This window comes from Paraburkholderia sp. GAS82 (genome assembly GCF_050436285.1).
Taxonomy (GTDB): Bacteria; Pseudomonadota; Gammaproteobacteria; order Burkholderiales; family Burkholderiaceae; genus Paraburkholderia; species Paraburkholderia phenazinium_B.
Genome location: NZ_JBNDLX010000009.1, coordinates 237,910 through 262,810 on the forward strand (window position 1 = coordinate 237,910; position 24,901 = coordinate 262,810).

Annotated in this window: 22 protein-coding genes; 15 read left to right on the top strand and 7 right to left on the bottom strand. The window is 59.9% G+C overall.

The window, feature by feature from the left end; all coding sequences use genetic code 11:
* Positions 1-38 precede the first annotated feature (38 nt).
* Positions 39-1,181 (top strand): hypothetical protein, encoded by a 1,143-nt coding sequence (locus tag P3T17_RS27125; RefSeq protein WP_429409537.1) that lies wholly within the window; start codon positions 39-41, stop codon positions 1,179-1,181.
* Positions 1,182-1,458: 277 nt separating this feature from the next.
* Here P3T17_RS27125 and P3T17_RS27130 read toward each other — a convergent pair whose 3' ends face one another.
* Positions 1,459-1,719 carry a hypothetical protein gene (locus P3T17_RS27130; RefSeq protein WP_429409538.1) on the bottom strand — a complete coding sequence of 87 codons (261 nt, stop codon included), beginning with the start codon at positions 1,717-1,719 and terminating at the stop codon, positions 1,459-1,461.
* Between the two features lie 42 nt (positions 1,720-1,761).
* On the opposite strand from P3T17_RS27130, the gene P3T17_RS27135 reads away from it, so the two are divergent.
* The 4 genes from P3T17_RS27135 (at position 1,762) to P3T17_RS27150 (ending at position 4,012) form a co-directional block, all read left to right on the top strand.
* Positions 1,762-2,166, top strand: coding sequence for a hypothetical protein (locus P3T17_RS27135; RefSeq protein ID WP_429409539.1), 405 nt, complete (start codon positions 1,762-1,764; stop codon positions 2,164-2,166).
* Positions 2,163-2,393 (top strand): hypothetical protein, encoded by a 231-nt coding sequence (locus tag P3T17_RS27140; protein ID WP_429409540.1) that lies wholly within the window; start codon positions 2,163-2,165, stop codon positions 2,391-2,393. Before P3T17_RS27135 ends, P3T17_RS27140 begins: the two co-directional genes overlap by 4 nt.
* A gap of 105 nt (positions 2,394-2,498) precedes the next feature.
* Entirely contained in the window at positions 2,499-3,638 is a 1,140-nt protein-coding gene (locus tag P3T17_RS27145; RefSeq protein ID WP_429409541.1) for a hypothetical protein, read from the top strand.
* Entirely contained in the window at positions 3,635-4,012 is a 378-nt protein-coding gene (locus P3T17_RS27150) for a hypothetical protein (RefSeq protein ID WP_429409542.1), read from the top strand. Before P3T17_RS27145 ends, P3T17_RS27150 begins: the two co-directional genes overlap by 4 nt.
* Before the next feature lie 64 nt (positions 4,013-4,076).
* Here P3T17_RS27150 and P3T17_RS27155 read toward each other — a convergent pair whose 3' ends face one another.
* On the bottom strand, positions 4,077-4,277 hold the full coding sequence (locus P3T17_RS27155; RefSeq protein WP_429409543.1) for a hypothetical protein: 201 nt from the start codon (positions 4,275-4,277) through the stop codon (positions 4,077-4,079).
* Positions 4,278-4,344: 67 nt separating this feature from the next.
* On the bottom strand, positions 4,345-4,761 hold the full coding sequence (locus P3T17_RS27160) for a helix-turn-helix domain-containing protein (RefSeq protein ID WP_429409544.1): 417 nt from the start codon (positions 4,759-4,761) through the stop codon (positions 4,345-4,347).
* Between the two features lie 670 nt (positions 4,762-5,431).
* On the opposite strand from P3T17_RS27160, the gene P3T17_RS27165 reads away from it, so the two are divergent.
* Genes P3T17_RS27165 through P3T17_RS27180 form a run of 4 tightly spaced genes read left to right on the top strand, consistent with a single transcriptional unit; the run spans position 5,432 to position 12,196 of the window.
* On the top strand, positions 5,432-6,901 hold the full coding sequence (locus P3T17_RS27165) for a Wadjet anti-phage system protein JetA family protein (protein ID WP_429409545.1): 1,470 nt from the start codon (positions 5,432-5,434) through the stop codon (positions 6,899-6,901).
* Positions 6,901-7,578 carry a DUF4194 domain-containing protein gene (locus tag P3T17_RS27170; protein WP_429409546.1) on the top strand — a complete coding sequence of 226 codons (678 nt, stop codon included), beginning with the start codon at positions 6,901-6,903 and terminating at the stop codon, positions 7,576-7,578. Before P3T17_RS27165 ends, P3T17_RS27170 begins: the two co-directional genes overlap by 1 nt.
* Entirely contained in the window at positions 7,575-11,018 is a 3,444-nt protein-coding gene (locus tag P3T17_RS27175) for an SbcC/MukB-like Walker B domain-containing protein (RefSeq protein WP_429409547.1), read from the top strand. Before P3T17_RS27170 ends, P3T17_RS27175 begins: the two co-directional genes overlap by 4 nt.
* 5 nt (positions 11,019-11,023) lie before the next feature.
* A complete protein-coding gene (locus P3T17_RS27180) occupies positions 11,024-12,196 on the top strand; it encodes a Wadjet anti-phage system protein JetD domain-containing protein (RefSeq protein WP_429409548.1) in 1,173 nt (390 codons plus the stop codon).
* Positions 12,197-12,216: 20 nt separating this feature from the next.
* Here P3T17_RS27180 and P3T17_RS27185 read toward each other — a convergent pair whose 3' ends face one another.
* From P3T17_RS27185 to P3T17_RS27195, 3 genes are all read right to left on the bottom strand, one after another.
* Complete coding sequence (locus tag P3T17_RS27185) at positions 12,217-13,059, bottom strand: anti-sigma factor family protein (RefSeq protein WP_429409549.1); 843 nt, start codon at positions 13,057-13,059, stop codon at positions 12,217-12,219.
* The gene (locus P3T17_RS27190; protein ID WP_074268367.1) at positions 13,056-13,574 is read right to left on the bottom strand and encodes an RNA polymerase sigma factor; all 519 of its coding nucleotides are present in this window, start codon (positions 13,572-13,574) and stop codon (positions 13,056-13,058) included. Before P3T17_RS27190 ends, P3T17_RS27185 begins: the two co-directional genes overlap by 4 nt.
* Positions 13,575-13,800: 226 nt before the next feature.
* Entirely contained in the window at positions 13,801-14,574 is a 774-nt protein-coding gene (locus P3T17_RS27195) for an anti-sigma factor family protein (RefSeq protein WP_429409550.1), read from the bottom strand.
* A gap of 149 nt (positions 14,575-14,723) precedes the next feature.
* Here P3T17_RS27195 and P3T17_RS27200 point away from each other — a divergent pair, with 149 nt between their 5' ends.
* A complete protein-coding gene (locus P3T17_RS27200) occupies positions 14,724-15,812 on the top strand; it encodes a catalase family peroxidase (protein WP_429409551.1) in 1,089 nt (362 codons plus the stop codon).
* Positions 15,809-16,354: a cytochrome b gene (locus P3T17_RS27205; RefSeq protein ID WP_429409552.1), complete on the top strand. Its 546-nt coding sequence runs from the start codon at positions 15,809-15,811 to the stop codon at positions 16,352-16,354. Before P3T17_RS27200 ends, P3T17_RS27205 begins: the two co-directional genes overlap by 4 nt.
* An 83-nt stretch (positions 16,355-16,437) precedes the next feature.
* Here P3T17_RS27205 and P3T17_RS27210 read toward each other — a convergent pair whose 3' ends face one another.
* Positions 16,438-18,918 (bottom strand): GcvT family protein, encoded by a 2,481-nt coding sequence (locus P3T17_RS27210; protein ID WP_429409553.1) that lies wholly within the window; start codon positions 18,916-18,918, stop codon positions 16,438-16,440.
* A 260-nt stretch (positions 18,919-19,178) separates the two neighbouring features.
* Between P3T17_RS27210 and P3T17_RS27215 the strand changes: the two genes are divergently transcribed.
* The 4 genes from P3T17_RS27215 to P3T17_RS27230 all read left to right on the top strand — a co-directional run bounded on the left by P3T17_RS27215 (position 19,179) and on the right by P3T17_RS27230 (position 24,890).
* Complete coding sequence (locus P3T17_RS27215) at positions 19,179-19,970, top strand: DeoR/GlpR family DNA-binding transcription regulator (protein ID WP_429409554.1); 792 nt, start codon at positions 19,179-19,181, stop codon at positions 19,968-19,970.
* Between the two features lie 232 nt (positions 19,971-20,202).
* Entirely contained in the window at positions 20,203-23,526 is a 3,324-nt protein-coding gene (locus P3T17_RS27220) for an SNF2-related protein (protein WP_429409555.1), read from the top strand.
* A 67-nt stretch (positions 23,527-23,593) separates the two neighbouring features.
* The gene (locus P3T17_RS27225; protein ID WP_429409556.1) at positions 23,594-24,103 is read left to right on the top strand and encodes a DUF1697 domain-containing protein; all 510 of its coding nucleotides are present in this window, start codon (positions 23,594-23,596) and stop codon (positions 24,101-24,103) included.
* A 364-nt stretch (positions 24,104-24,467) separates the two neighbouring features.
* Positions 24,468-24,890, top strand: coding sequence for a hypothetical protein (locus P3T17_RS27230; RefSeq protein WP_074268375.1), 423 nt, complete (start codon positions 24,468-24,470; stop codon positions 24,888-24,890).
* The last annotated feature ends 11 nt before the right edge of the window (positions 24,891-24,901 follow it).

The following is a 24,901-nucleotide window of genomic DNA, read 5'->3' on the forward strand; positions in this document are numbered from 1 at the left end:
GTGGCCGCAACGTTGGGCGCAACATCGGGGCGATCACGATGGATGCGATCGCAAGCACCATCGGCAATATGGTGGTCGATCGCATTGCGGCGACTGACACGACGAAGCTGCGTACGCAGCAGGCGATTGATGGCGTGACTGGTCAGATTCTGCCGGGTGGTCTCGGTGGTGTTGGCAGCGGATTTGTAGCACCGGAGACGTCGTACAGCAGTAACGCTGCGCTGTTCGGTGTGTATGGTGGTCTCGCCGACAACAGTCAGACGCCGTACAGCGGTGCAGCCGCGTTATTTGGTCCATCGTCGGGACTGGCAGCATCGCAGATTGATTCTCACCCGGTGGGATTGGTCGATAACAGCGGCAGTTCTGAGAACTTACTGTACGCGTGGGATCGGGCCAAACAGTACGGTGCCGACGGCTGGAACGCAACCAAGCAATTTGCACACGACATGGTTGGGGCTACCAGTATGGACGCCGCTCGTGCGAACTGGGATGCTGGTAACTACGGGATGGCCGTCGCGAAGGGAACCCAGTCCGTTCTGGAAGCCGGGTTGACCGTTTTTACATTAGGCGCGGCAGCGCCAATCAATACGGGTATAAATGCGCTTGTGAATGGCGGTCGCGCGCTGCTCGCGAGCGAGGTCATAGGCGGGGGGGCGCCGATCTTCAGTTCTGGCGGTTTGCTGGGTTCGCGAATGTGGGCGTCCTCGGTGGGTACGGGGACAATCGGCGCTGCGATTACTGGTGGGTTGGAATATTTCCAGCAAGGCACGATCAATCCGGTCGACATTGCAGTTGGCTTTGTAACGGGCTTTCTGGGTTCGTCCGGCAAGCTAGCATGGAACATGGGCGTAAATGCGGCTGGAGGCGTTGCCGGCACTGCTATCAATAACATTGTGTACGGCAAGGACGACAATATAGTCGCGGCTGGAGTTAATGGTGGTCTTCTGTCCGGCGTTGGTTACGGAATTGGTAAACTCGGTGAGTCATGGATCAATACCGCAATGAAGCCAACCATCAATACTCCGAATTGGGCTACGACAGGAACATGGTCTGCTAGCGGTTGGAACCTGCTTGCGCCCAATACGACCCCAGTGATCGGCGGATCGGTTGTTGGCGGCTTGGGCCAGGGAATGATTGGGCCAATTGTTCCCTCATTCCCGTATGGGAGTGGCCAGAAATGAGTAGATGGCTAATTGCTTTCTCCGGTGCGTGGGGAATCTGTGTTGCCGGTGTCTTTGTTGCTTGGTTGATTGGACTAAGCGTCAACTGCCTGTTCGCCCCCGGTTGTATGAGCCATCTAACCTTCCATGGTTTAGTGTCTGCCGTCAATTTAAAGGATGTGCTTGTACGAGGTACGTTGCTGGCGATTGTATTTGTCGGCATAGCTTGGCTTAAGCGACGGGCATAGGAAAAAGGGCTGCGAGAGCAGCCCTTTGCAGTTCAATCGGAGGATCCGGTTCAGTCAGCGCGGAGTCTGCTGCGCTGCCCGATTTGTTTCTGAGTCATGGGCTTGCCCGCGATGGTGTAATTGCGATCGAGGGAAATGGTGATGTGGCCGAGCCGGTGGTCGACGCTGAACATGACGCGCTGTCCGGGCAGGAAGCCGATGCGTTCGAGCAGGGCATCGGTGACGAGCATCCACGGAAAGGCGAGACGTCTGGCCTGTTGCTGCGCGCAGGCTGTGGCCGGCGCGCGCTCAAGTGCTGCGGTGACGTTCATCGGTCCGTTCGTCAAGAACCCGGGATACACAAGGTAGGGCACGTGTCTGAAATTCTTGTCTATGTCACAGCGAGTGATGGAAGCCGCCAGCCGTGTCGACTCGACTATATAGCCAAGGGGCAGGAAGTAGCCCTGGCTGCGAGTCTTCCCTTTGCTGGCGAGCAGCAGTTCATTGGGCAAAATTTATTTGATGCGCTGAACAAGCTACGTCTTCGATTAGAAGAGGCTGGATATCTACTGCTTTGCAACGCAGCCCGCAGAGATACGTATCCATCACGTGCGGTGAGGCAGATGGGCGGTGGATTCAAGGTCTATGTATTGCATGCGGGGCAGCAGGCGAAACTGTCAGATCTTGTTGACGCGCTCGCCCCCGCAGAGGCTGGTGACGTTGTTAGCGTTGCAGAACAAAGAGCGGCGTATGAGCAATGGTTAAGGAGTTTGGGATGATGAACGAGAAGAGCGCAGTGGGTGAAATTACGGCTGAGGTTATTGATGCCGCCCGGCAGCATCCGAATGGCTGGGTTTACAAGATTGAAGGTACCTTCGGGGCGGAGGACTATGTGCCTCCGGAGAGTATTGTTGGCGCGTGGAAGGTCGATGAGCATGGTCAACTTACCGGCGAGTTCGTGAAAAATCCGAAGTATCAACCAGGTATGTCCAAGACCGAGAGTTGAATAAAAGCAACAAACCCGGCGAGAGCCGGGTTTGTTGTTTGTGGAGTTGGGGCGATCACGGCCGACGCGGTTGCGAGCACGGTTGGCAATATGGTGGTGAGTCAGGTGGCCGAAGCCAGCAACGGGAAAACCGCCGTGGGTAGTAACGGCAGCATGAGCAGTCTGTACGGGGTCGGTGGCAACTACGACGACCTTGTTCGGCAAACCACGCAGGCGAGCTATAACGTCGGTGCAGGGGAACAGTTTGCGAACATGGCGAACTGGGACTTCGCGTTGCAGGGGCAGGCAGCATCGGGTACTGGCGCAGGCGTCGCGGGCGGTTATGTAGGCGGCATCCCGAGTGCGTATGGCGGTGTTGCGTTCAACGTCGAGCAGGCCCGTGCGCAGTGTATCGCGGACATGCAGATCGAGGCGACCAATCCGGCCATCGTGCATGCGTCGCCGCGACCGGGCGAACTCAATGTTCTGGTGACAGGGGTTGGTTCTCGCGAGGTACCGGACAGCTATGGAGAAATGCGGGCGGTGCCGTGGAACCTGCGGGACGCGCTGAGGGATCCATCGGTTGCGAGCACGCCGGGTGGCGCAATACTGGGCTTCGGCTACAACGTTGTAGAGAGCGTGATCGGCAATACGGCGGCGCTGTTCTCGCCGAACAACCTGAATCCTGTCTCGGGCGAAATGGTGAGCCCTGGGGTGTTGCAGCGGGCGAAGGAAGATCTCGTCATCAATGCCGGAACGCTTGCGATTGGCGGTGAGAACCTTCTTGTGGGGGCGACCCGCTCGACTGCTACAGGGGTGAGAGCCATTGGTGAATCGGGAACGGGGCAGGCCTTCGCTGCCCGAATGGACCAGCTAAACTATCGGATGGGGGTGACGTCATATGTGGCGGAACCATCGTTTGGAGTGTCTGCAGCAGCTGGTTTCTCGAGTGAAGCGAAGCTTGTTGGGCACTTCGAAAAACACGGGGTCGAATTCGGTGCATCATCGGCTTCTGAGTATTTGCAGGTTGGTCAGGACATCATGAGAAATGGAGTGCCGGTTGAGTACTTCTACAAACCGGCTGGCGAGCTGCGTACCGGTTACGCCCAGTTCATGAGCAATTCATCGAGAGGTGTTGCGAAGTTTGGCTTTGTCGGTACGAATACAGATGGAGCTATCACTACCATTCACACGGAAAGCGGCAAGAGCTTCTGGAAGATGCTGAATGGCAATCCCGCTGACAAAACTATTTGGCCGAAACGATGACATATTCCGCATTTATAACGGACATCAGTCAGGATATCGAGGGCGAAGTAACGCTGCTCGTAAATGGGCTTGAACTGATATGCTTCTCGAACATGCCACCCGCACTGGATTCGATCGGAACGGAGTGTGAGATTGAGTTTCTGCCAATGGTCTTCGGTGAATATGATGTGCGCGAGATCCCAGATGCTTCTGCGCCACTTGTGCAGCGGATTGAAAATTCCTTCTCTTATGTGGTTCAGGGAAGGCTGGATGTGGGGAGGGTTAAGGCGGGTTCTATTACCTTCGAAGATGAAGTGCTCCAAAGTGAGTTTGGATACTTGGATGGAAAAATGGTCGCATGGAAGATCGAACGTCTGGATGTTGATTTCCAATAGATAGTGCAGTTGCCCGAAAGTGACAAACCCGGCGAGAGCCGGGTTTGTTGTATGTGGAACTGGCTCAGTCGAGGCTGAGGCCGCCACGTTCTCTGATCTGTTCCCTGGTCATAGGCCTGCCTGCGTTTGTGTAGTTGCGATCGAGAGAAAGGGTGATCTTGCCGTACCTGTGATCGACGCTGAGCATACGCTCAGCAAGTTCAACGGAAATGTTTGTCGACGGTTCAGCGCATGCGCGACGTGTTTTAAGATGGATATTACCCATGGTCAACTCCCTGTATGAGCTGGTTGTGGTCAGCGGGCCGTCTGGGTTGCCGCCCATTCAGCCTGCACTATTTACTGCGTCGCATATTCCCCATTTCGGCGGGACCGGAGTCATCCTGTCGTACTTTTCGCGAAGACGGCGACGCTCGCCGTTCCGAGTTGCGTCGTCGTGCTCGGTATCTGATGATGAGACTTTCCACTACCTCTTTTACCGCTGCGCGCTCATCGTCCGTGAACTGCTTCACGGCCTCGCTCTGAAGAGCGAGGTCATCGGAGGGTATGCGTTCGTCTTTATCAAAAAGTGGCCAGTCAGCCGAAATCGAGAATGTTTTCGCGAGCTTGCGCAACACTCCTGAAGAAGGTTCACAAAATCCAGATTCACATCGCCGGGTCTGCTGTACGTGGATGCCGGTGAGATCAGCAATGCCTTGCTGCGACAAGAATTTTTCGTTGCGAAGCGAAATGAGACGAGCCGAAAAAGTCATGGTGACGAACCTGCTGGTGTTTCATAAATTGCCAGAAAAAGTACTCATGTTTGATTCGGTATCCTAGTCATTCTATCTTTGGAAAGATACATGTAATTCGGAGCTACGGATTTTTATACTCAGGAACGTCGAGGTTCTTGCGCAGATTTTTCTGGCAAAAATATCACCATCTTACGTGTCCGAATAATTCGATGTAAAAAATAATAAAGATAGCTAAATGTACTTAATATTTTGATAAAATTTGTCGAGCTTCAGATCTACCGCCAGTAGTCTTCGGCGATCAAGGTCCCGGTCGTGCTGGACGGAAGGATCCTGGGTGACACTGCGGCAAGGTGCAACCGGTCGACGACGAAGCCGGCCAGAATGGTGTAAAGGAATCGGAGCTGGCGGTGCTTCCGCCGGGTCAGGGCGAGAAAGCAGATTGACGCCGGCAATAGCCGGCGTCAATCGAGATAACGCAAAGTTTTCTGATCTCGGTATGCACACATTTTCGAGCATGGCGTTTGCGCTTCTAACAATCCAGCGGGCATATTATCGCCTCCGGGTAACGGAAAAATCGCTACTCACGCATTTACTATACTGTTCTACCTTTAACGACTGCGCCTGATATAGCAATTCGTCAGGCGCCTAATTCCCAACGCGCTGCGAAGAATCCGCAGAAGGTGCGCACGTGGCTATTTCCTTAGGACATCCCGGCGCGGGCTTGCTGGGCGGCGCAGCGGCGTCCATGCTTTTCCAGCGGCTTCCCGATCGGCTGTTCGGTCCGCTTGCTTCGCAGAACCGACATCGTTACTGGATTCTCCTATGCCATCTGCACCGAAAGCGTTTCGGCCCCGATGCGCCGCTGCCGCCCGGTGACGGCTTTGCGTCACGCGACATCACGAGGGACATAGAGGATGCGCTCACCGATATGGACGAGTGGGAGTCCGAGGCTGACGAAGCTCCCGCTACCGCCATCAACGTGCGCGCGAACATAATCTTGCAGATCCTGATTGAGGCCGGTTGGTTGCGAATCGACCGTCAGGGATTCGAACGGCGGTTGTTCATGGCGCCGGCGGTCAGCCACTTTCTCTCGCAGCTTATTGCGTATGCCGAAACAGGGCCAGTGTTCGTTGCCGGAAAAATCCGTTCGGTTGAGCTTAACCTGCAGGCCGTCCTTGCTGGCGCGAATGGCGACACTCTGATGGAAGCCGCCGAAACCGCCAGAAACCTGCTTGAACACGTCCGGAATACCGGCACGAACGTCCGTGATCTCATGGACCGGCTGGGTGTCGAGGTCACCACCCGCGAATACGTACGACTCTTCTTCAGCGATTACATTGAGACCGTATTCATCGGGGACTATCGTCAATTGAGGACGAAAGACCATCCGTTGGCCCATCGAGCCAGGATACTCGCGCAGATTGATGAGTTGTACGGCAATGATGTCGAACGGCGGCGCTTGATCAGTTGGTATCAGAGTTGGCGAACGAACGGTGATGAAGCGCGCGCGCTCCGGATGTTCGAGCGGGACATCGCGCGGCTACACGAACTGTCGATGATCGACGAGTACCTCGATCGCCTCGATGACGAAATTCGCCGTGCCAACAAACGTGCGCTCGTTTTCCTGGACTATCGCCTGCGGTCGTCCCGGCCGCTTGATGCAGCAATCGCGACGGCAATCAATAAGATTGTCGAGCGTGGCGAAACTGAACACTTGACCGGTTTCGCACCGGGGCGTCTTGTGGGTCCAGCCGTCCTTGCCGAGCCACGGCAGCATGTCAAGCGCAAACAGCCCGATGCGCTACGCAAACGGATACCCAGCGCAGCTGACATCGCACGAGCGCAGTTGATGGCCAAAGCGAGAGCTGCGCGCTCCGTAACGGTACCCGAACTGGCTGAATACGTACTCCGTCATCTCGGAAACGAAGATGCAGTGGAAAGTGCGGAACTGACCGTGGAGTCGATCAAGGATGCGCGCGTTCTTCAGACGATCTCCGCAGTTGCACTATCAATGAGCTCGGCTTCGCGGCAGCTCAACACAATCGCCTCGCTCACGGCGCGAGGTTTTCGGGCCGAATTCAGCGGTGACGAAGAGGTGACTGGCGAGTATATGGGTGGAAAGCCATTTCTCATCTCAATCAGAAAGAGGAACAACTAATGCAGACCTGGGAGACGATAGCCGCGTCTGACGGCACGTACGAGGCAGCAGATTTCGAATACGCGGCTTACCGAATCGTAGCGGAGCAGGTGCTGTACCACGCAGACAAGAGCAGCCGCACCGCTTACGGAATCGTCGAACGCTATGAACGCGATTTCAGAGAACTGCTCAGCCGGCTAGGTATCGATCTTGGTGTAAATCGACACCTGAGATATGCCTACGCGATACCGCGTCACGACAAAAGCGTACCGGCGACGACGGCGCAGACGTTGTTGGCTCTCGTGCTGCGCGGTCTCTACGATGAGTCGGCACAAAAGGGGGATCTTACGGACGAGGGCGAAGTCGTATGCGGATTCGTTGAACTTGCGCAGAAGTATCAGTTGATGACGGGTCGGGAGTTGCCACCTAAGGGAGAGTTTGAGGCCGCCATCCGGATCCTGAACCGCTGGGGCATCGTACGTCGTATCGAGGACGAAGAAACGCTGCAGGACTCTGAAGGGGGATCTGTGCGTTCAGGCATTGCTATCCGGCCGGCGATCGTTGTCGTGCTGGGCGAAGCGGCCATCGCGAGGCTCACGTCCTGGACACGAACCGAGGTACAGCAGCAACTTCGCGAGGAAGAGCCTGATAGCGACAGGGAAGAGGACGGCGATGACGGTGAGGATTTTCAATCATGATGAAGTTGCATGCCGTTCACTTGATACAGTTTTTTCTGTTCGAGGCCGAAACGATCACTATCGACGAGGTTTCGGGTGTGTTCGGCCCGAACGGTAGTGGCAAGAGCTCGTTCATCGATGCTGTACAGATTGCAATGTTCGGCGCGCAGACCCGACTGATGGCTTTGAACGCCCAGGCCGATGACAAAAAATCGACACGTTCCATTCACGGCTATTGCCTTGGCCAATACGGTGAAGGCACAGAGCAGCGGGCTCGTGATAATGCCACGACCTACATCACGCTCATCTGGCGCGATGATGAAACCCAGACTTCCGCGTCGATGGGCGTTTGTATGTATGCGGCGGGTGACAGCGAGTCGCATGAGATTCAAGGGTTGTATGTCGTGCCCGGAATCGAACTGAGCCTCGCCGACCATCTTTCCCAGGAGTCAGGCGTCGAACGTCCTCGGGATTGGAGAACCTTCCGTGCGGACCTGCTGCGCCGTGCGAAGGCAACCAGCGAAGACGAAGTCATTTACAAGACGTCGCGCCAATACGTTCGCGCGGCGCTCGCGCTGCTGCGCAGCGATGGAAGCGTTCCCGATCACGAAGCTTTCCAGCGCGCCTTCCGATTTGCGCTCAGGATGCGATTCGACAAGTCGGTCGATCAGATTGTCAGAGATGAGGTGTTAGAGACTCGCCCCACGAATGTGAAGCGCTTTCGGGAGGTAACCGACTCGTTTCGTGCGCTAACGCAGGTGGTGGAGCGCATCGATTCGCAGATCACGACCGGCGAAGAAATCGTCAAGCATCTTGAGAAAGCTCGCGAGCACGGGCTGCGAGAGGCTAGCTGGACGATTCTTGCTCACGACGCAGCGGTCGAAAAGGCTCGGGACGCCGCGAATCAGGCAAAGGTCGCTTCGGACGAGGCAGGCGAAGCGTTCGAAAATGTTCTGGAGCGACGGGACGCCGCTGCGGCCATGATGGAGAACCTGACGATCGAGCATGAGACGGTCAAGCAACTGCGGGATGCGCATTCATCGCACGCTGACTTTGGACACCTGCAACATGAACTGAACATGCGCAAGGAAGAAACAAAAAGGCACGTGATATCGGTTCAAAAGTTCATCACGGAAGTTGCGACAATATTGCGCAATGTGTCTTCGTCTGCGTGCCTGAAACCGTGCGAGACGGAACTGCGGGATCAGCACGTCGCGCTGGCTGAACTCGCCCGTTCAGACCTGCTGGAACTGGATCCAGAAACTGTGGCGGTACAACTGCGGCCTGCCATACAGGCGGCAAGGAGCGCGCTGGAGTTGCTGCTAAAGGCCGGTCAGTCGGCGGCGCAAGAGATCACGTTTCTGGAGCAGCAGAAGCAGCAATTGGAACAGAACCTTGCGCGTGCCCAGGAAGGCAAGGCCCCGTTATCAGACAGTGTGACTCAACTCTCAATGGCACTGAAGGATCGGGGCATCCATGCCGTGCCAGTATGCGATGTGGTGCGCGTGACGGATACCCGATGGCAACAGTCGATCGAAGCCTATCTCAGTGCTTCCAACATGGAGGCACTTATCGTTGACGATGCCGACGAACGACGCGCCTTTGAAATCTATCGCGGCATGGCAGGACGCGGTGCGGTATATGGTGCAAAAATCGTCATGTCGAGCCGGTTTGAGATCAGAAAATCCCCCGCAGTGGGGAGCGTTGCTGAGCTGATCACGGGTGATAACCTGGTTGCCGTGGCGTTCCTGAGAAACATCCTCGGCGACATGCGGCGGGCAGAGAGTAATGATGAGGCATTGCGAGGGCAGAGAACGCTTACCGCTGATGGCATGCTCGTTGGCGGTGGCACGATGGAGCGTCTGCGGCCGCCAAAGCACTTGCGGCTCGGCATGTCAGCAGGCGAACATAAGGCCGAACTAAGCCAGAGCCTTCGTAACTGTCATGCCGAACTGGAAAAGAAGCTTAGTGAACAGAAGACGCTCGATGTCCAATGCCGGATGCTATACGCGGTGCAGTCAGAGAAGGCGGTGACGGATGAACTCCGCTCGAAGCTCGGCCTGGCGATCTCGGCCCATTTGCAGGGTGAGGCTCACGCGAGCAGGTTGCGCGGCCTTGCAGATGGGGAGTACCAGGAGTTGTGCAATAAGGTCACTGCGCTGCAGACTCAGGTCGCTGAGGCTAGCGGTAAGAGCGCCTCACTGATAGCTGACACCGCGAAGCAAGAACAGATTGCGGCAGAAAAGGCACGCCGTTGGGCCGAGGCAGAGGAGCTAGCGGAGAGAGCTCGCGTGGCGTTGGCGGAAGAGCGGAAGAATACGCCGCACGATGCTATTTTCGCCGACGAGCAGTGGGACCGCCTCCTCCTGGCGCATCCTAACGGCGACTATGGCGGCATGATCGCATTATGCGAACGCCGAGCCGTCGCGCAAGCCTCGGACCACCGCAGCGCAGTAGCGCAAGGTATGGCGCGGTTCAATAAATTCATCGTCGACTTCCAGGAGCACGTCGATGATCAGACGCGCGCGGATTGGTCGAGGGCGCACGAATGGGTGACGGAACGCGTGCGGCATCTTCGCGATACGGACCTCATCGAAAAGCGGGAGGCAATGGATGAAGCCTATCGGACGTCGCAACAGACCTTCCGTACCGACGTCGCGATTGCGCTGAACAACAACCTTACGTGGCTCAACGATACCCTTACGAAGCTGAATGATGTGCTTGCCACATGTCCGGCATTCTCGAATGGCGAAAGGTACCGGTTCAAACGCACCTTGCGCCCGGACCATTCGAGGCTTTGCAAGTTCGTTCAGGACATTGCGGCCTTCGGTCCGGAAGACGACCTTCTTGGCGGCGCCGGGGATCTGCCCGAAGAATTCCGTTCCTTGTTGGAGGAAAAGGCTGTAGCAGGCGCGGGCAGCGTACGGAGTCCGTTGGACGACTACCGCGAATTCTACGAGTTCGACATTGAAATTCTGCGCGACGCGCTGGACGGCGGAAGACCACGTATCGTGGGGCACCTCAGCGCCCGGATCGGTCCGGGGTCGGGAGGAGAGCATCGGGCGCCGCTTTACGTAATTGCGGGGGCGGCATTGGCGTCGGCGTATCGGCTTAGGCCATCGCAACGTAATGGCATCCGACTTATTCTGCTGGATGAGGCCTTCAACAAAATGGACCCTAACAACATTACCGCGACGATGCGGTATTTTGAAGATCTTGGTCTGCAGGTTTTCCTTGCGAGCCCGGGTGAGCACCAAGGCATACTCAGCGCGTTCCTGTATCGCTACTACGACATCGTGCGGGATCCTGAGAACAACGTTGTGTCGATCTCTGGCCATAACGTGACGCAGCAGATGCGGGATCTAATGCGCTCGGATCTGCTCGAATATCATCCTGAGTTGCTGCAAGCCGAGATCGCCCAGCTAGGCAAAGTCGCCCCTGATATGCTTCGAGCAAGCTGAACGTCATGGATACACTCGCAACACCGTTGCTCACCAAACTGCTGCACGATGGAGAGAAGATCGTGGCAGGCCGTCGAATTCGTGCAGCCTCGCTGACAGGTACGGCACTTCGTGAATACGCGCAAAGCCGGAGCGTACACGAGCGTGACGCTTTCGAAGCCACCATACGCGCAGCGGCAGATGCCGGTGCGGTGAGTTTCGATCTAGAAAAAGGCGCCGGTGCTGACCGGTCCATTATTCGCGTCACGTTGCGTGATGTCGATCGGCTCGCGGATTTCCTCGGCCGCGCCACGCGGTTATCTCAGGTCGAGCTGGCTCGGGACGTGCTCGAACCGTTGTTGGGGTTATATCCTGTGTTGGATTCGGTGCTCGAACGATGGCGGGCGCTTCGCAAGGTAAGGGGCTGCGGTCCTGAGTCTCCGAAAGACTGGCTTGATGCAACCGAAGTGCTTGCGCATCTGGCGCAAACTGGTGAGGTCAACCGAACCGAGTTGCCCGTGCGGGAAGTCAGTGTCAAGCTCTTCAAAAACAGCAAGCGCATCGAGCGCTTGACCATTCCCCTGGACGTATTGTTGTCTGGCAGCATCGATGCTATTCCGCGGCAAGCCGCAGAGGTGTGGTACGAGATCGGACTACGTCGCGAAGAGCAGCCTGCGAGACTTGCGGGTGCCGTGAGGGTGCGGCGGTCACGTGTAAGCGGAGTGCTCGACGAGCCCTATGTGGCCTTTTCACCCTCGACGGTGATGGGACTGAACAGCACACCGGATAGCGTTCTCACGATAGAAAATCTGACGACGTTTCATACGGAAGCGAGCCGGCGCTGCAACGAGAGCGTCTTACTTGTGTATACGGCGGGAATGCCGTCGCCCGCCTGGCGCGCAATGTATGAGCGCCTGTTATGTGATGTCCCGGTCGGCGTCCCGGTTATGCATTGGGGCGATGTCGATGAGGGTGGCTTCCGAATTGCCTCTAACATAGCGGCGGTCGCCTTGCGCGCCGGACATCAGCTCCTGCCGTTCAGGATGAGCCCCCAGGACGTTCCCGAGTTGCTTCGACGGGAAGCGACCGAGAGGGAAGTCGACCGGATGTCGTATTTCGCCCAGAAGGCAGGCTGGCCGGATCTGGCGACAGCACTTGTCGACGCCAAATTTACGGTGGAGCAAGAAGCATTGAGCTGAGACAAGCCTGCCGATCGGGCTCACCCCCCCTTCGCCGTCAACTGCGCATACACATCATGCGAAAGCTGCAGCAACACCTTGCGATCAATCCCGCCCGAAACCGCATACCCATAATCCCCATCTACCCAATAGAACACATTCACCGGCCCATCCTGATACAGCTTGAACGCGGTGGTATTCGAATTGACCTTGCGGTGTGAGATGCATAGCGTCACGCGCTCGTCGCCGGGGCCGCGATACATGAACTGCGCAACCGGGCCATCCGCGCCAGGCAAGATACGCCCGCCGCTCAACTCAAACCCGCTCTTGTTGAGCAGGGGCGCATGAACATCGGTGCCGAGCTTGTTCGACAGCCATTGCACGAAATCCTGATCGTGGTCCGTACCCGTGCTATCGGGCACCTGCACAGCGGGCATATACACCACATGGGCGACCGCCGCCTGACGGGCGAGCCCATCCGACGCGTCCGCACTGACCGGACGCGTGTCCGAAGAACCGCCACCCATGCTCATGGAGTTACCCGTCATGCCGGGCACTTCCTTGCCCATCTGCGTGCCCACGCCAATGCCGACACCCAGCACCAACGCCGCCGCCATGCCTGCAAACTGCGGCCAGTTCGCCGCATCCAGCCAGCGACGCTTCGGCGCAGGCGGCTGCAGCCGCTTGGGCACCGGCTCGCTCAGCACGCGATCGTAGCGGTCATGAAAGAGGTTGTTCAGGGAAAAGTAGTCGCTGACCCGCGCGGCCAGTTCGGGGCTCTGCTCGAGTGCGCGCTCCACCTGGGCGCGGCGCTCGTCGGATAGCGTGCCGTCCACGTATGCGTGGAGGTCTTCTTCGCCGATCGGAGTCACTTGTTCGTTCATCGCACCACCTGTAATTTCGCACCGGGCTGTGTACCCGCCATCAAAGCCCTGAGTCGTTCACGTCCGCGTGAGAGCCGCGACATCACCGTGCCGATCGGGATATCCAAAGCGAGCGCCACGTCGGCGTAGCTCATCTCTTCCAGACCGACCAGCAAGACGACTTCGCGCTGCTCGGCGGGCAAACGCTGCAACGCGTAGTCGAGATCGCGCATTTCAAGCGAGCGGGTCGCGTCCGCAGGAACCGCGAATTCGCTTTCCGCGACGCTTTCGTCGTCCACCGAAATATGCACGGCCCGCACCGAAGCCTTGCGCGCCTGATTGGCAAACACGTTGTGCATGATTGTAAATAGCCACGCACGCAGGTCAGTACCGGCCTGAAACATCGACGTGCGCCCTAATGCGCGCTCCAACGTGTCCTGCACCAGATCGTCGGCCAGGTCCCGATTGTTGATCAGCGCCCTTGCGTAGCGGCGCAACCTCGGGACGTGCTCCATTAACTCATCACGGATGTCCATTGCCCTTACCAGTGAGTGCCGCCGAACCGCTTCCTGCGCGCCGCGCCTGTGAAGGCGAAGGAGCACGGTGGGGACGTTCCGGCGTTTTCCTGCGAAATGTGCCACTTCAGTCGCCCGCACGGATGGGGTCAGGCGACTCACGGCGTTACAGGTGCAAACACGCCTGTTTACATTTTATTCCCGGCCTGATTGACGTACGGCAACAAGTTCTTTGTTCAGACAAGACTTACCTCATCGTCAACAGGTCGGCGGCGCTCATCAGGCCGCGTGCATTGGCGGCGCCGGCCAGCACATAACGTTGCTGGCGGCCCGTCCAGCTGAGCAGCCGAAGCGTGCCAACCCGCCGGGCGCTCCATTGTGACTGGGCAGCTGCGGCTGGCCGGGTGGACGCGACCAGCAGCACGATCGGTTCGCCCTGGGCGTTGAGATAGACGTATTCGGTTGCCCGGGCGAGCGGACCGAGATCCAGTGTCCGGCGGCTCACCAGGTGCATACCGACCGGCACGAGATTGGGCGCTGCGGGATCTGCCGCGACGGCCCCGGCCGCCGGAGCTGCCTTTGCGCCGAAATTCTCGCCGGCGGCCTGCGCCAATGCCATCACGGCAGCATTGTCCAATGCGTCCTGCGAAACCCGGGAAGCCGCCATCCAGCCGCTCGTGGCCACCACAGCCAGCGCCAGCACGAGCGCTACCGCCAGCGTGGCTCGCAGCGGACGCAGCCGGATCATCTGCAGCCGCCGCGTCAGCCACCGGCCAGCGGTGGTGTGGATGAAGCCCGTCGCCGCCGCCGGAACAGGCGAGGGCTCGTCGACCGGCTGAAACGCGTCCTGGATCTGCTGGTTCAGCTTGCCGTAGAAGGCCACCCGGCGCGCCTCGCCCGGTCGCTTGCCAAGGTACTGGCGCAAGTGGGCGGCACGTTCGGGCGTGAGAAGGCCGTCGGCATAAGCCTGAATATCGGTTTCGGAGAGCGGCGGATCGTGCCGCGAGTCATCGGATTTCATAAGGGTTGCGCCAGTAGTTTGCTGTTACTGCGCTAACACGACGGAGGCGCCTTTATTCCCTCACATGAATGCATTCGTTTCAGGAATAAACGCAGGAGACGTGTGTTCGCCGTCACGCAGACCCGCTTGTAAAGCCCAAAGGAGTCCTTGTGACAGATCCATCATTTCCCGCACCCGGCCGCATTTGCGTGCCATGCCGGCTGGCCGCGATCGGGGCCGTCGTGCTGGCCATGGCCGGCGGTTTCGCCTATGTGGCCGGCTGGCTCTCGCCTCAGCGCCTGACCACGCATCGCATCATCAACGCCTTCGAGGCGGACAACGGCAGCCATCCGGGTTTTCGCCGCAACCATGCGAAGGGTGTCTGCGTGTCCGGCTATTTTGACAGCAACGGTAACGCGTCCGCATTATCGAGTGCTGGCGTGTTTGCGCCGGGGTTGACACCGGTGATCGGCCGTTTTGCGATTCCGGGCGGCAATCCGTCTGCGCCTGATACCAGTGTGCCGATCCGCAGTCTCGCGCTGATGTTCACGCAGCACGATGGCGAGCAGTGGCGCACCGGGATGAATTCGGTGCCCGTGTTCCCGGTACATACGCCTGAGCAGTTCTATCAGCAACTGGTTGCCGCCAGGCCGGATCCGGCCACGGGGAAGCCAGACCCGGCAGCCCTCAAGGCGTTCAACGCCGCGAACCCTGAGACCAAACCGTTTCAGGCGTGGGTCAAGGGCCATCCGCCCTCGTCGAGTTTTGCCAATGGGTCGTACTACAGCGTGAACGCATTCCGTTTCGTGGATGCCAACGGCCAGGCGCGTGCCGTGCGCTGGGCGATGGTGCCCGAGACGCCGTTTGCGCCCATTACGGACGCGCAGAAGAGCGCCAAGGACTTCCTTGATGCCGATCTCGCCCTGCATCTGCAGGACGGCCCGCTGCGCTGGCATCTGATCGTGACGGTGGCCGCACCCGGCGACCCGACCGACGACGCCACCCAGATGTGGCCGGATGGGCGTCAGCAGATCGATGCTGGCACGCTCGTGATCGAGCACGAGACCTCGCAGGACGACGGCCCATGCCGCGACGTCAACTTCGATCCGACCGTGCTGCCCGCGGGCATCAAGACCTCCGACGATCCGCTGCTGGCCGCGCGTTCGGCGGCCTATTCGGTCTCGTATAACCGGCGCACTCGCGAAGAAGCGCTCAATCCCAACCTGCACCATCTGCAGCCGAACGGAGATCGGTCATGACGCCGACACACACGCATTTCAGCCCGCTACAGAGACTGCTGCACTGGACCATGGCGCTGCTGATCCTCACGATGCTGTTTATCGGGATCGGCATGGTCGCGACGGTGTCGCATGCGCACGCTACGCTGATCGCGATTCACCGGCCGCTCGGCATCGCGATCCTGTTGCTGGTGTTGCTGCGCATTGGTGCGCGGCTCAAGCGTGGCAGCCCGCCACTGCCGGACGACATGCCTGCGCCGCAGCGCGTCGTCGCCAGACTCTCGCATCTTGTGCTTTACGCGCTGATGCTGGCGATGCCGTTGATCGGGTGGGCGATGTTATCGGCTGAGGGCTATCCGGTGACGCTGTTCGGTGGGGTTCATCTGCCGGCAATTGTGCCGCATGACGTAGCGCTGTTCGCCGTGTTGCGGGCTTTGCATACGTACCTGGCGCTCGCGTTATTTCTAACGGTGCTAGGGCACCTCGCGGCCGCGTTGTTTCATGGACTGATTCGCCGCGACGGCGTGTTTTCGAGCATGGCACGCGGCGCTCGTCGGGCCTGAAAGGCCGCAGGCTCACGCCGCCTACGTCGCTCACATCGTTCAGGCGTGAGCGGCGCAAGCCAGCGCGGTACCGCGCGGCACGGTCAGCTTTTGACGCGTTCCGAACGCGGATCGTACGGTGCTTTCAGATGAACCATGGCGGGCAACAGATCGCCGGCCACGTCGATCTCGTATCGCCCGCTCGTCAGATATGCGGCATCGGCAACGCCATCCGGGTTGTTGATATACCCCATCGCCACCGGACAACCCAAGGTATGACCGAACGCCGCCGAGCTCACGAAGCCGACCGGCGCACCGTTGCGCAGGATCGCTTCGCCACCCCACAGCATGCGATCGGCGGCACCGTCGGCCGTGAGTACGACCATGCGTCGGCGCAGAGGCTCGTCGCGCAGCTTGAGCAGAGCCTCGCGGCCGCGGAACGGGATCTCCCTGTTCAGCTTGCAGGCGAACGAGAGGCCCGCTTCGAACGGATTTGAATCCGGCGTTAGTTCACGTCCCCAGGCACGATAGCCTTTCTCGATACGCAGCGAATCGATGGCGTAATAGCCCGCGTTGAGGAGGCCGAACGGTTTGCCTGCGGTATGCAGCGTCTCGTAGACGCCCGCGGCAAATTCGACCGGCACATACAGTTCCCAGCCCAGTTCGCCGACATAGGTGAGCCGCGTAGCGCGCACGGTGGCATAGCCGATATCCACCTCGCGGCTCTGGCCGAACGGGAATCCGTCGTTGTTCCAGTCCGCCTTCGAGATGCTTTGTAGCAGCTCGCGGGAGCGCGGACCCATCACCGCCAGCACTGCGTATTGCCCAGTGACATCCACTAATGTGCAGTGCCTGTCGTGCGGGATCGACTTCTCGATGTAGTCGAAATCCCGCGTGGTCTGCGCCGAGCCCGTGACGATCAGGTATTGATCGGCAGCGAGGCGGGTCAGCGTGAAGTCGGACTCGTATGTGCCGCGCTCGTTGAGCATGCCGGTATAGACGGTGGTGCCAGGCGGCACAGCAACATCGTTGGCGACGATGCCTTGCAATACTTCTTCCGCATCACGTCCCTTGACGAGGAATTTCGAAAACGACGTCATGTCGAACAACGCCACGCCTTCGCGGCAGGCACGATGTTCGGCGCCGCTCCACGGCAGCCAGTTTTGCTGACCGAAGGCGTAGTCGATCTTCGCTTCGGCCACGCTCGGTGCGAAGAAGTTCGGCCGCTCCCAACCCATCTTGCTGCCGAAACTTGCGCCCTGATCGCGCAACATCGGGTAGAGCGGCGAGCGCCGGAACGGACGCGCGGTATCGAGTTCGCGGTTCGGCCAAGGCATCGCGTAATGCAGACCCAGCGTTTCCTTCACGCGGTCGTGCAGCCACGTATCGTTGCCGTTGAAACGCGCAAACCGGCGGATATCGACCGGCCACAGGTCCATGGTCGGCGTGCCGGCGACGATCCATTCGGCGAGCGCCATGCCCGCGCCGCCGGCCGAGGCGATTCCCATCGAATTGAAGCCCGTGCCCACGAAGAAATGCCGCAGTTCAGGCGCTTCGCCGAGGATGAAGTTGTTGTCCGGCGTGAACGACTCGGGGCCGTTGTAGAACTGCCGGACCCGGGCGCTCTCGAGTGCCGGCACGCGCTGCAGGGCGTTTTCCATCAGGATTTCGAATTGATCCCAGTCGTCGGGCAGCAGCTGGAATTCGAAATTCTCGGGGATACCGTTCATGCCCCACGGCTTCGCGTTCGGCTCGAAGCCGCCCATCACGAGGCCGCCCACTTCTTCCTTGAAATAGATAAAGCCGTCCGGGTCGCGCATCACGGGCAGGTCGGGATGCACGCCGGCAATCCGCTCGGTGACGATGTAGTAGTGCTCGGCCGAGTGCAGCGGCACTGTCACGTCGCAAAGCCGGCCGACGCCCTTCGCCCATTGCCCTGCGCAGTTGACGACGATCTCGGCGTTGATGATGCCCTCGGCGCCGTCCTTGTTGCGCCACGCAAGGCCGCTGACTTCGCGGCCGCCCGGAGTTTGCCGTGTATGGATCGCGGTGACGCGGGTGTTCTCGACGATCCGCGCGCCACGTGTGCGGGCGCCGCGGGCGAGAGCTTGCGTGAGGTCGGTGGGGTTGGCCTTGCCGTCGCCGGGCAGCCAGACTGCACCGAGCAGGTCGTCGGTGCGCATCACCGGCCACAGATCCCCGGCTTCCCGCGGGCTAATGACATCGCAGGTCACGCCGTAGGCGCGCGCGACGGCCGCGGTGCGTTTGAGTTGCGTCATCCGCTCCGCCGTGCGCGCAACGGACAGCGAACCGCATTGTTTCCAGCCGGTGGCGAGGCCGGTATCCGCTTCCAGTTCGGCATAGAGGGCGGTGGAATAGCGGATCAGCTTTGTCATGCTTTCCTGGGCGCGCAATTGGCCTACGAGACCCGCTGCGTGCCAGGTAGTGCCGCAAGACAGCTGACCCTGTTCCAGCAGGACCACGTCGGTCCAACCCATTTTCGTCAGGTGATACGCCACGGAGCAGCCGACGATGCCGCCGCCGACGATCACAACCCGGGCGTGCTGGGGGAGAGGTGTAGACATCTTTCAGGTCCTGGGCGATGAATGTGGATATGCGTGGAAATTCGTTGGCGTAGAGTGCAACATAACGCCTCAAAACGCAACACTGTCACGGAAAATTCATCGCAAGGTGATTTGGATAAGGCGTCTTATTTCATTAAATATAAAGGCTTAAGCTCATTTTTTGGGTAAAGTTGATTTGGTTGGATATGTGTGGAAATGGCTTTCTCTGGCGTGACACCTTTGCTAGACTAGGCACCACTCGCACCTTCCCGCCCTCCGGTATGTTTTCGACCCAACGTCAAGCTGAAATCCTGCGCATCGTGCAGACCCAGCGCACCTGCACGGTCACCGAACTGGCCGAAGTTTTTGCCGTGTCCGACGAGACCATCCGTCGCGACATCAAACCGTTGATCGCCGAAGGCGTGTTGCTGAAGGTGCACGGCGGCGTGATGCTGCCGGAGCGGCTCGATGAACCGCCGTTCCAGCGCCGCATGCAAGAGAATCTCGAAGCTAAGCGGGTAATCGCGGCGCGCGTGGCCGATCTGGTGCAGGACGGCGCTTCGCTCATCCTCGATAGCGGCACGACCTGTGTCCATATCGCCCAGGCACTGTGCGCCCGCTCGCAACTGACCGTCGTGACCAATTCCGCGGAAATTGCCCGTACGCTGGCGCCGCGCAACGGCAACCGGGTGTTCATCGCGGGCGGCGAACTGCGCGCCGACGACTCGGCCGCGTTCGGTGAAAGCGCGCTGGCGTTCATCCGCCAGTTTCACGTGCGCTATGCGTTCGTCTCGGTGACGGCAATCGACGCGCAAGGCCGCTTCATGGACGCACAGCCCGACGACGTGTCGTACTCGCTCGTCGCTTTTGCGCAAGCCGAGCGGCGCGTGGTGGTGGCTGACCACGCTAAATTCGGCCACACCGCGCTTGTGCATGCGTTCGGCCCCGAGGCGGTCGATCTGCTGATTACCGATCAGGCGCCGTCTGCTGCGCTGACCCAGCTGTTTGCCGCAGCGGATCTGGAGGTGAGCTCTGGCATGCCCGCGGACGCTGCGGCGGGCGTCGCGCCCTGAGCGATCCGGCGGCGGTGCACCCCGCTTCAAACGCGTGTTTGTTTTCTTGACACATCCGCAACGGTGATGACCGGCACATGCGTAAAATAGTCGGTTTGCAGTGGCGAATGCGGCCCCCGCCAACCCTCGGCGGGCCTCGCAGAACAGCAGAGGATCCGCAGCCCGGGTCAGGCTGCCCCGGCATTTCCTCGACGCTGCCGCTCGCCTGAACACGCATGGATGGGTCACCCGGATGTCGTCAGTTTTCTACGATCGAGAACACGTTACGAAGTGGTTGGGAGCCAAAACGGTCGAGAAGGCGCGCGACTACGTCGATGCAGTGTCGAACCTGCACTGGGAAAACAACACCCTGAGCGGCGAAGTGCAGGGTACGCAACGGCACCCGTACGTCGTGGATGTGCAGTTTCATGACATTGGCGACGAGTTATGGGTCGAGGGTGACTGCTCGTGCCCGGTCGGCTACCAGTGCAAGCATATGGCCGCATTGCTGATCGCGGGGCTCGAAGGGGCGGTCGAGTCGCAGCCGGGCGTGCGGCCCGAGCTGGTCCGGTGGATGGAGACATTCCGTGCACGCGCCGAAAGCGAGACCACCCCGAGCCATCGCACTCCAGGCGCCGAGCCGACCCATGCGCTCGCCTATCAGCTCGGCTGGTCGCGTTATCAACAGCGCCACGAGATCCAGCTTTTCAAGGCACGGCTCGATTCGGAAGGCGTGATTCGTTCGATCGACGAACCGTGGAGCAATGTCGAAGCAGCCTTGATCAAGGCGCCCAAATTCGTTTCCGACGACGACCTGGTTATCCTGCGCAGTTTGTGGCTCGGCCATTCGCGTCAGAACCACGGGCATTTCATCTTGCGTGGCTCGAACGGCGGCGACGTCCTGCATAAGCTCGTGGCGACAGGGCGTCTGTTTCCCGCGAACCCAGCCGACGGCACACCACGGCATCCGCCACGCCCGCTCTCGAGGGGCGCGGCAAGAGCGGGCCGCATTGAATGGGAAGCTCAGGCGGACGACCGTCTGAGGCCGGTGCTGCGCACCGAGCCGCAGGCCGCGATGGTGCTCGCCACCGAGCCGGTCTGGTACGTCGACGCCGAGGCGGGCGAGGCGGGCATCGTCGAGCTGTCGTTGCCATTCCCGCAACTGCCCGATTACCTGTCGATGCCGCCTATTTCGCTCGCCGAGGCGCCGCTGGTGGCCGCAGTGCTGCGCGAAGTCGCACCCGATCTGCCGTTGCCGCCCGCGCTCGATACGGCCAAAGTCCGCGTCATCGATGTTGAGCCTGTGCCGGTGCTTGCCCTCAACAGCCTGTCGATGTCCGCGCTCGGCCTTGGCAAACACTTCCAGCGCAATCAGATGCTGGACTTCGCAACGGCCAGCTTCGACTACGAAGGCGTCAGCATCAAGGCGGAGAGCAGCGCTACGCTAGTGCCGGTGCCCGGCGGCAGCGTGCTGCATATCCGGCGCCGCTACGACACTGAAAAGAAGCGTCTTCTCGAACTGCGCAAAGCAGGGCTGCAGGTGGTGCCGGCAAGCGGCGGCCACGCGCGGCACACGCTGCCCGAGACGCTACTGGCGTTACCCGATGTCGACGCCTGGCCCGACTTCGTGGACGAAACCCTGCCGGCGCTCAGCAACGCGGGATGGCGCGTAACGTTGGCGTCCGGCTTCCGTCATCACGTGATCGAAATCGATGCAATCGAAGGTACCGCGCGCCGGACCGGCGACGGCTGGTTCGACCTCGAGATGGGCATCACGCTGGGTGATCGCACCGTGCGCCTCGAGCCGCTGCTGGCCGGACTGTTCCGGCGCGACCGCCGCTGGCTCGGCGGGGCGCTCGAAACGATCGACGATGACGAAGCCATCGAACTGACCACCGACCGCGCCGAACGCTTGCGTCTGCGTGCGGGACGGCTCAAGCCGGTGGTGCGGGTGCTGGTCGATCTGTTCGACGGGCTGGGCAGCTGGAAGGGTGACGAGAATCTCAGGATTCCTGAGCTTGATGCCGGACGTCTTGCCGCACTGACCGATACGGGACGCTGGCAGTTCCAGGGCGACGCGTCGATCCGCCAGTTGGCACAGCGTCTGCAGACCGGCGGCGGTGTGCAGGAGGTGCCGGTGCCGCGCGGACTGCGGGCCGAGTTGCGTCCGTATCAGCATCAGGGCTTGAGCTGGATGCAGTTCCTGCGCGAGCACAACCTGGCCGGCGTTCTGGCCGACGACATGGGCCTCGGCAAAACGGTGCAGACGCTCGCCCACGTGCTGGCGGAAAAGGAAGCAGGGCGTCTCGACCGTCCCGCGCTGATCGTCTTGCCAACCACGCTGGTCCATAACTGGCGGGAAGAGGCGCAGCGTTTTGCGCCGGATCTGAAGGTGCTGGTCCTGAACGGGCCGCAGCGCAAGGAGCGCTTCGAACTGATCGGCCAGCACGACCTGATTCTCACGACCTATGCGCTGCTATGGCGCGATCACGCTGTCCTCTCGGAGCACGAGTATCACCTGCTGATTCTCGACGAGGCGCAGTATGTGAAGAACGCCACCACCAAGTCGGCGACTGCGATTCGCGATCTGCGCGCACGGCACCGTCTGTGCCTCACCGGCACGCCGCTGGAAAACCATCTCGGGGAATTGTGGTCGCAGTTCGACTTCCTGTTGCCGGGTTTTCTCGGCACGCAGAAGGACTTCACCAAGCGCTGGCGCAATCCGATCGAGCGCAATGGCGATGGCGTTCGGCGCGAGCTGCTGGCGCGGCGCATTCGTCCGTTCATGCTGCGCCGGCGCAAGGACGAGGTGGCGAAAGAGCTGCCGGAAAAGACCACGATTGTGCGTACGGTGGATCTGGAGGGCTCGCAGCGTGATCTGTACGAAATCGTCCGGACGGCGATGCAGGCGAAAGTGCGTGCGGCGGTGAATTCGCAGGGACTTGCCCGAAGCCACATCATCGTGCTGGATGCGCTGCTGAAATTGCGTCAGGTGTGCTGCGACCCACGTCTTGTGAAACTCGAGAAGGCGGCGCGCGTCAAGGAGTCGGCCAAGCTCGAGCTATTGCTGGCGATGCTGCCTGAGTTGATCGAAGAAGGCCGGCGCGTGCTGCTGTTTTCGCAGTTCACTGGCATGCTGGACCTGATTGCGGCGGCGCTCGACAAGGCCGCGATCCCGTACGTCACCCTGACCGGCGACACCACCGATCGCGCCACGCCGGTGCAGCGTTTTCAGCGCGGCGAGGTGCCGCTCTTCCTGATCAGCCTGAAGGCGGGCGGCGTCGGCTTGAACCTCACGGCAGCGGACACGGTGATCCACTACGATCCGTGGTGGAACCCGGCGGCCGAGAATCAGGCCACGGATCGCGCCCATCGTCTTGGACAGGATAAGCCTGTGTTCGTGTACAAGCTGATCGCGGCGGGCAGTATCGAGGAGAAGATTGTCCGGTTGCAGGAGAAGAAGGCGGCACTGGCCGACAGCATTCTGTCCGAGGACGCGGCGGAGACAGTGAAATTCTCCGATGACGATCTCGACGCGCTGTTCGCGCCGATGCCGGAGATCGCCCGCGCGGGGTGAAGGGTAAGGCGTAAGGGGATCGGCCATAGACAAACCGCGACCGCTCGACACGCAATAGAATGCCGACATGACGACCTATATCGCTCTCTTGCGCGCCGTGAATGTCGGCGGCACCGGCAAACTTCCGATGGTGGAACTACGCGCCATGTGCGAATCCCTCGGCTTTACGAAGGTGCGCACGTACATCGCGAGCGGCAACGTCGTCTTTGTCAGCAAGCTCTCTGAAAAGTCCGTCAAGGCAAAGCTGGAAGGTGCCCTCGAGGCCTACGCCGGCAAGCCCGTGGGCGTGCTGGTCCGAACCGGTGCGGAACTGGCAGCGGTGCTTGACGCTAACCCCTTCAAGTCGGCCGCGCCGAACCGGACGGTGGCCATCTTTCTCGACGCAGCGCCGCCTGCGGACACCTTGAGCAAGGTGAGCGGCCAGCAGACGGAAGAGATCGCACTCGGAACCCGCGAGATCTACGTGCACTATGCAAACGGGATCGCAAACTCAAAACTGAAGATCCGGGCCGCCACGAATGGAACCGCACGCAACATGAATACCGTGGCGACTCTGGCTGAATGGGCAGCGCAATAGTCGAACGGTCCCGCGCTGCATCCGCGCCAATTACGAAAGCAAAATTCCGCCTGACGAATCGCCGGCCGCACAAATTCTGTAACACGATAATCTGGCCGGTACTGCGCAAAATACTGACTACCTGCCTGCCCTCAATGGATTGGCGCGTCGAGGCCGCGTTTTTACGCGCGCTCCCGAACACACCCGGAAACCGATCTAACAATCTTTAAACGATTTAAATTGAGACAGTTCTTATACTGTCTCGCAGACCATAATTATTTGACACTCGGACGTATGGCGGGGACGGCGTCACGAAAAACATGCGGGATGCATCACGCTGGAAAAAATAGCGTGACGGGTGCTGCACCGCTAATCGAGGGATTGGATGTTTTTTAGACCAGGCACGACGCGCATTCCGTTCAGGGCGAACGAGCAGAAGCGCAAGGTCGGGCGGCGCCTGCAGCGTATCGAACTCGATCCGGCGAATGATCGCCACGCCCGCGCAGCGGTGGTTGCTTATGCCGATTCGTGTGCGCCCGAGATGCCGTGGCTGGCCGAGTTGCTGCGTGAGACGGCGAAGCGTGACTCGGACGACGATCTGAGTGCTTGCGCCGCGACAGTGCGGCGTGTATTCGGACTGGCACAAGATTGGGCAGCGACTCAACCTGACTATGCACACGGAGCCTGGGAGCACGTACGCATTCACCTGGACGCGGCTTTGAACAGTCGGTCGAAGCCGCAGAACGACGATGAGAATGACGAAGGCGAGAGCGATGCAAAGAGCTTTGCGCCCACAAGAACAGGTTAGACGGGGCCATA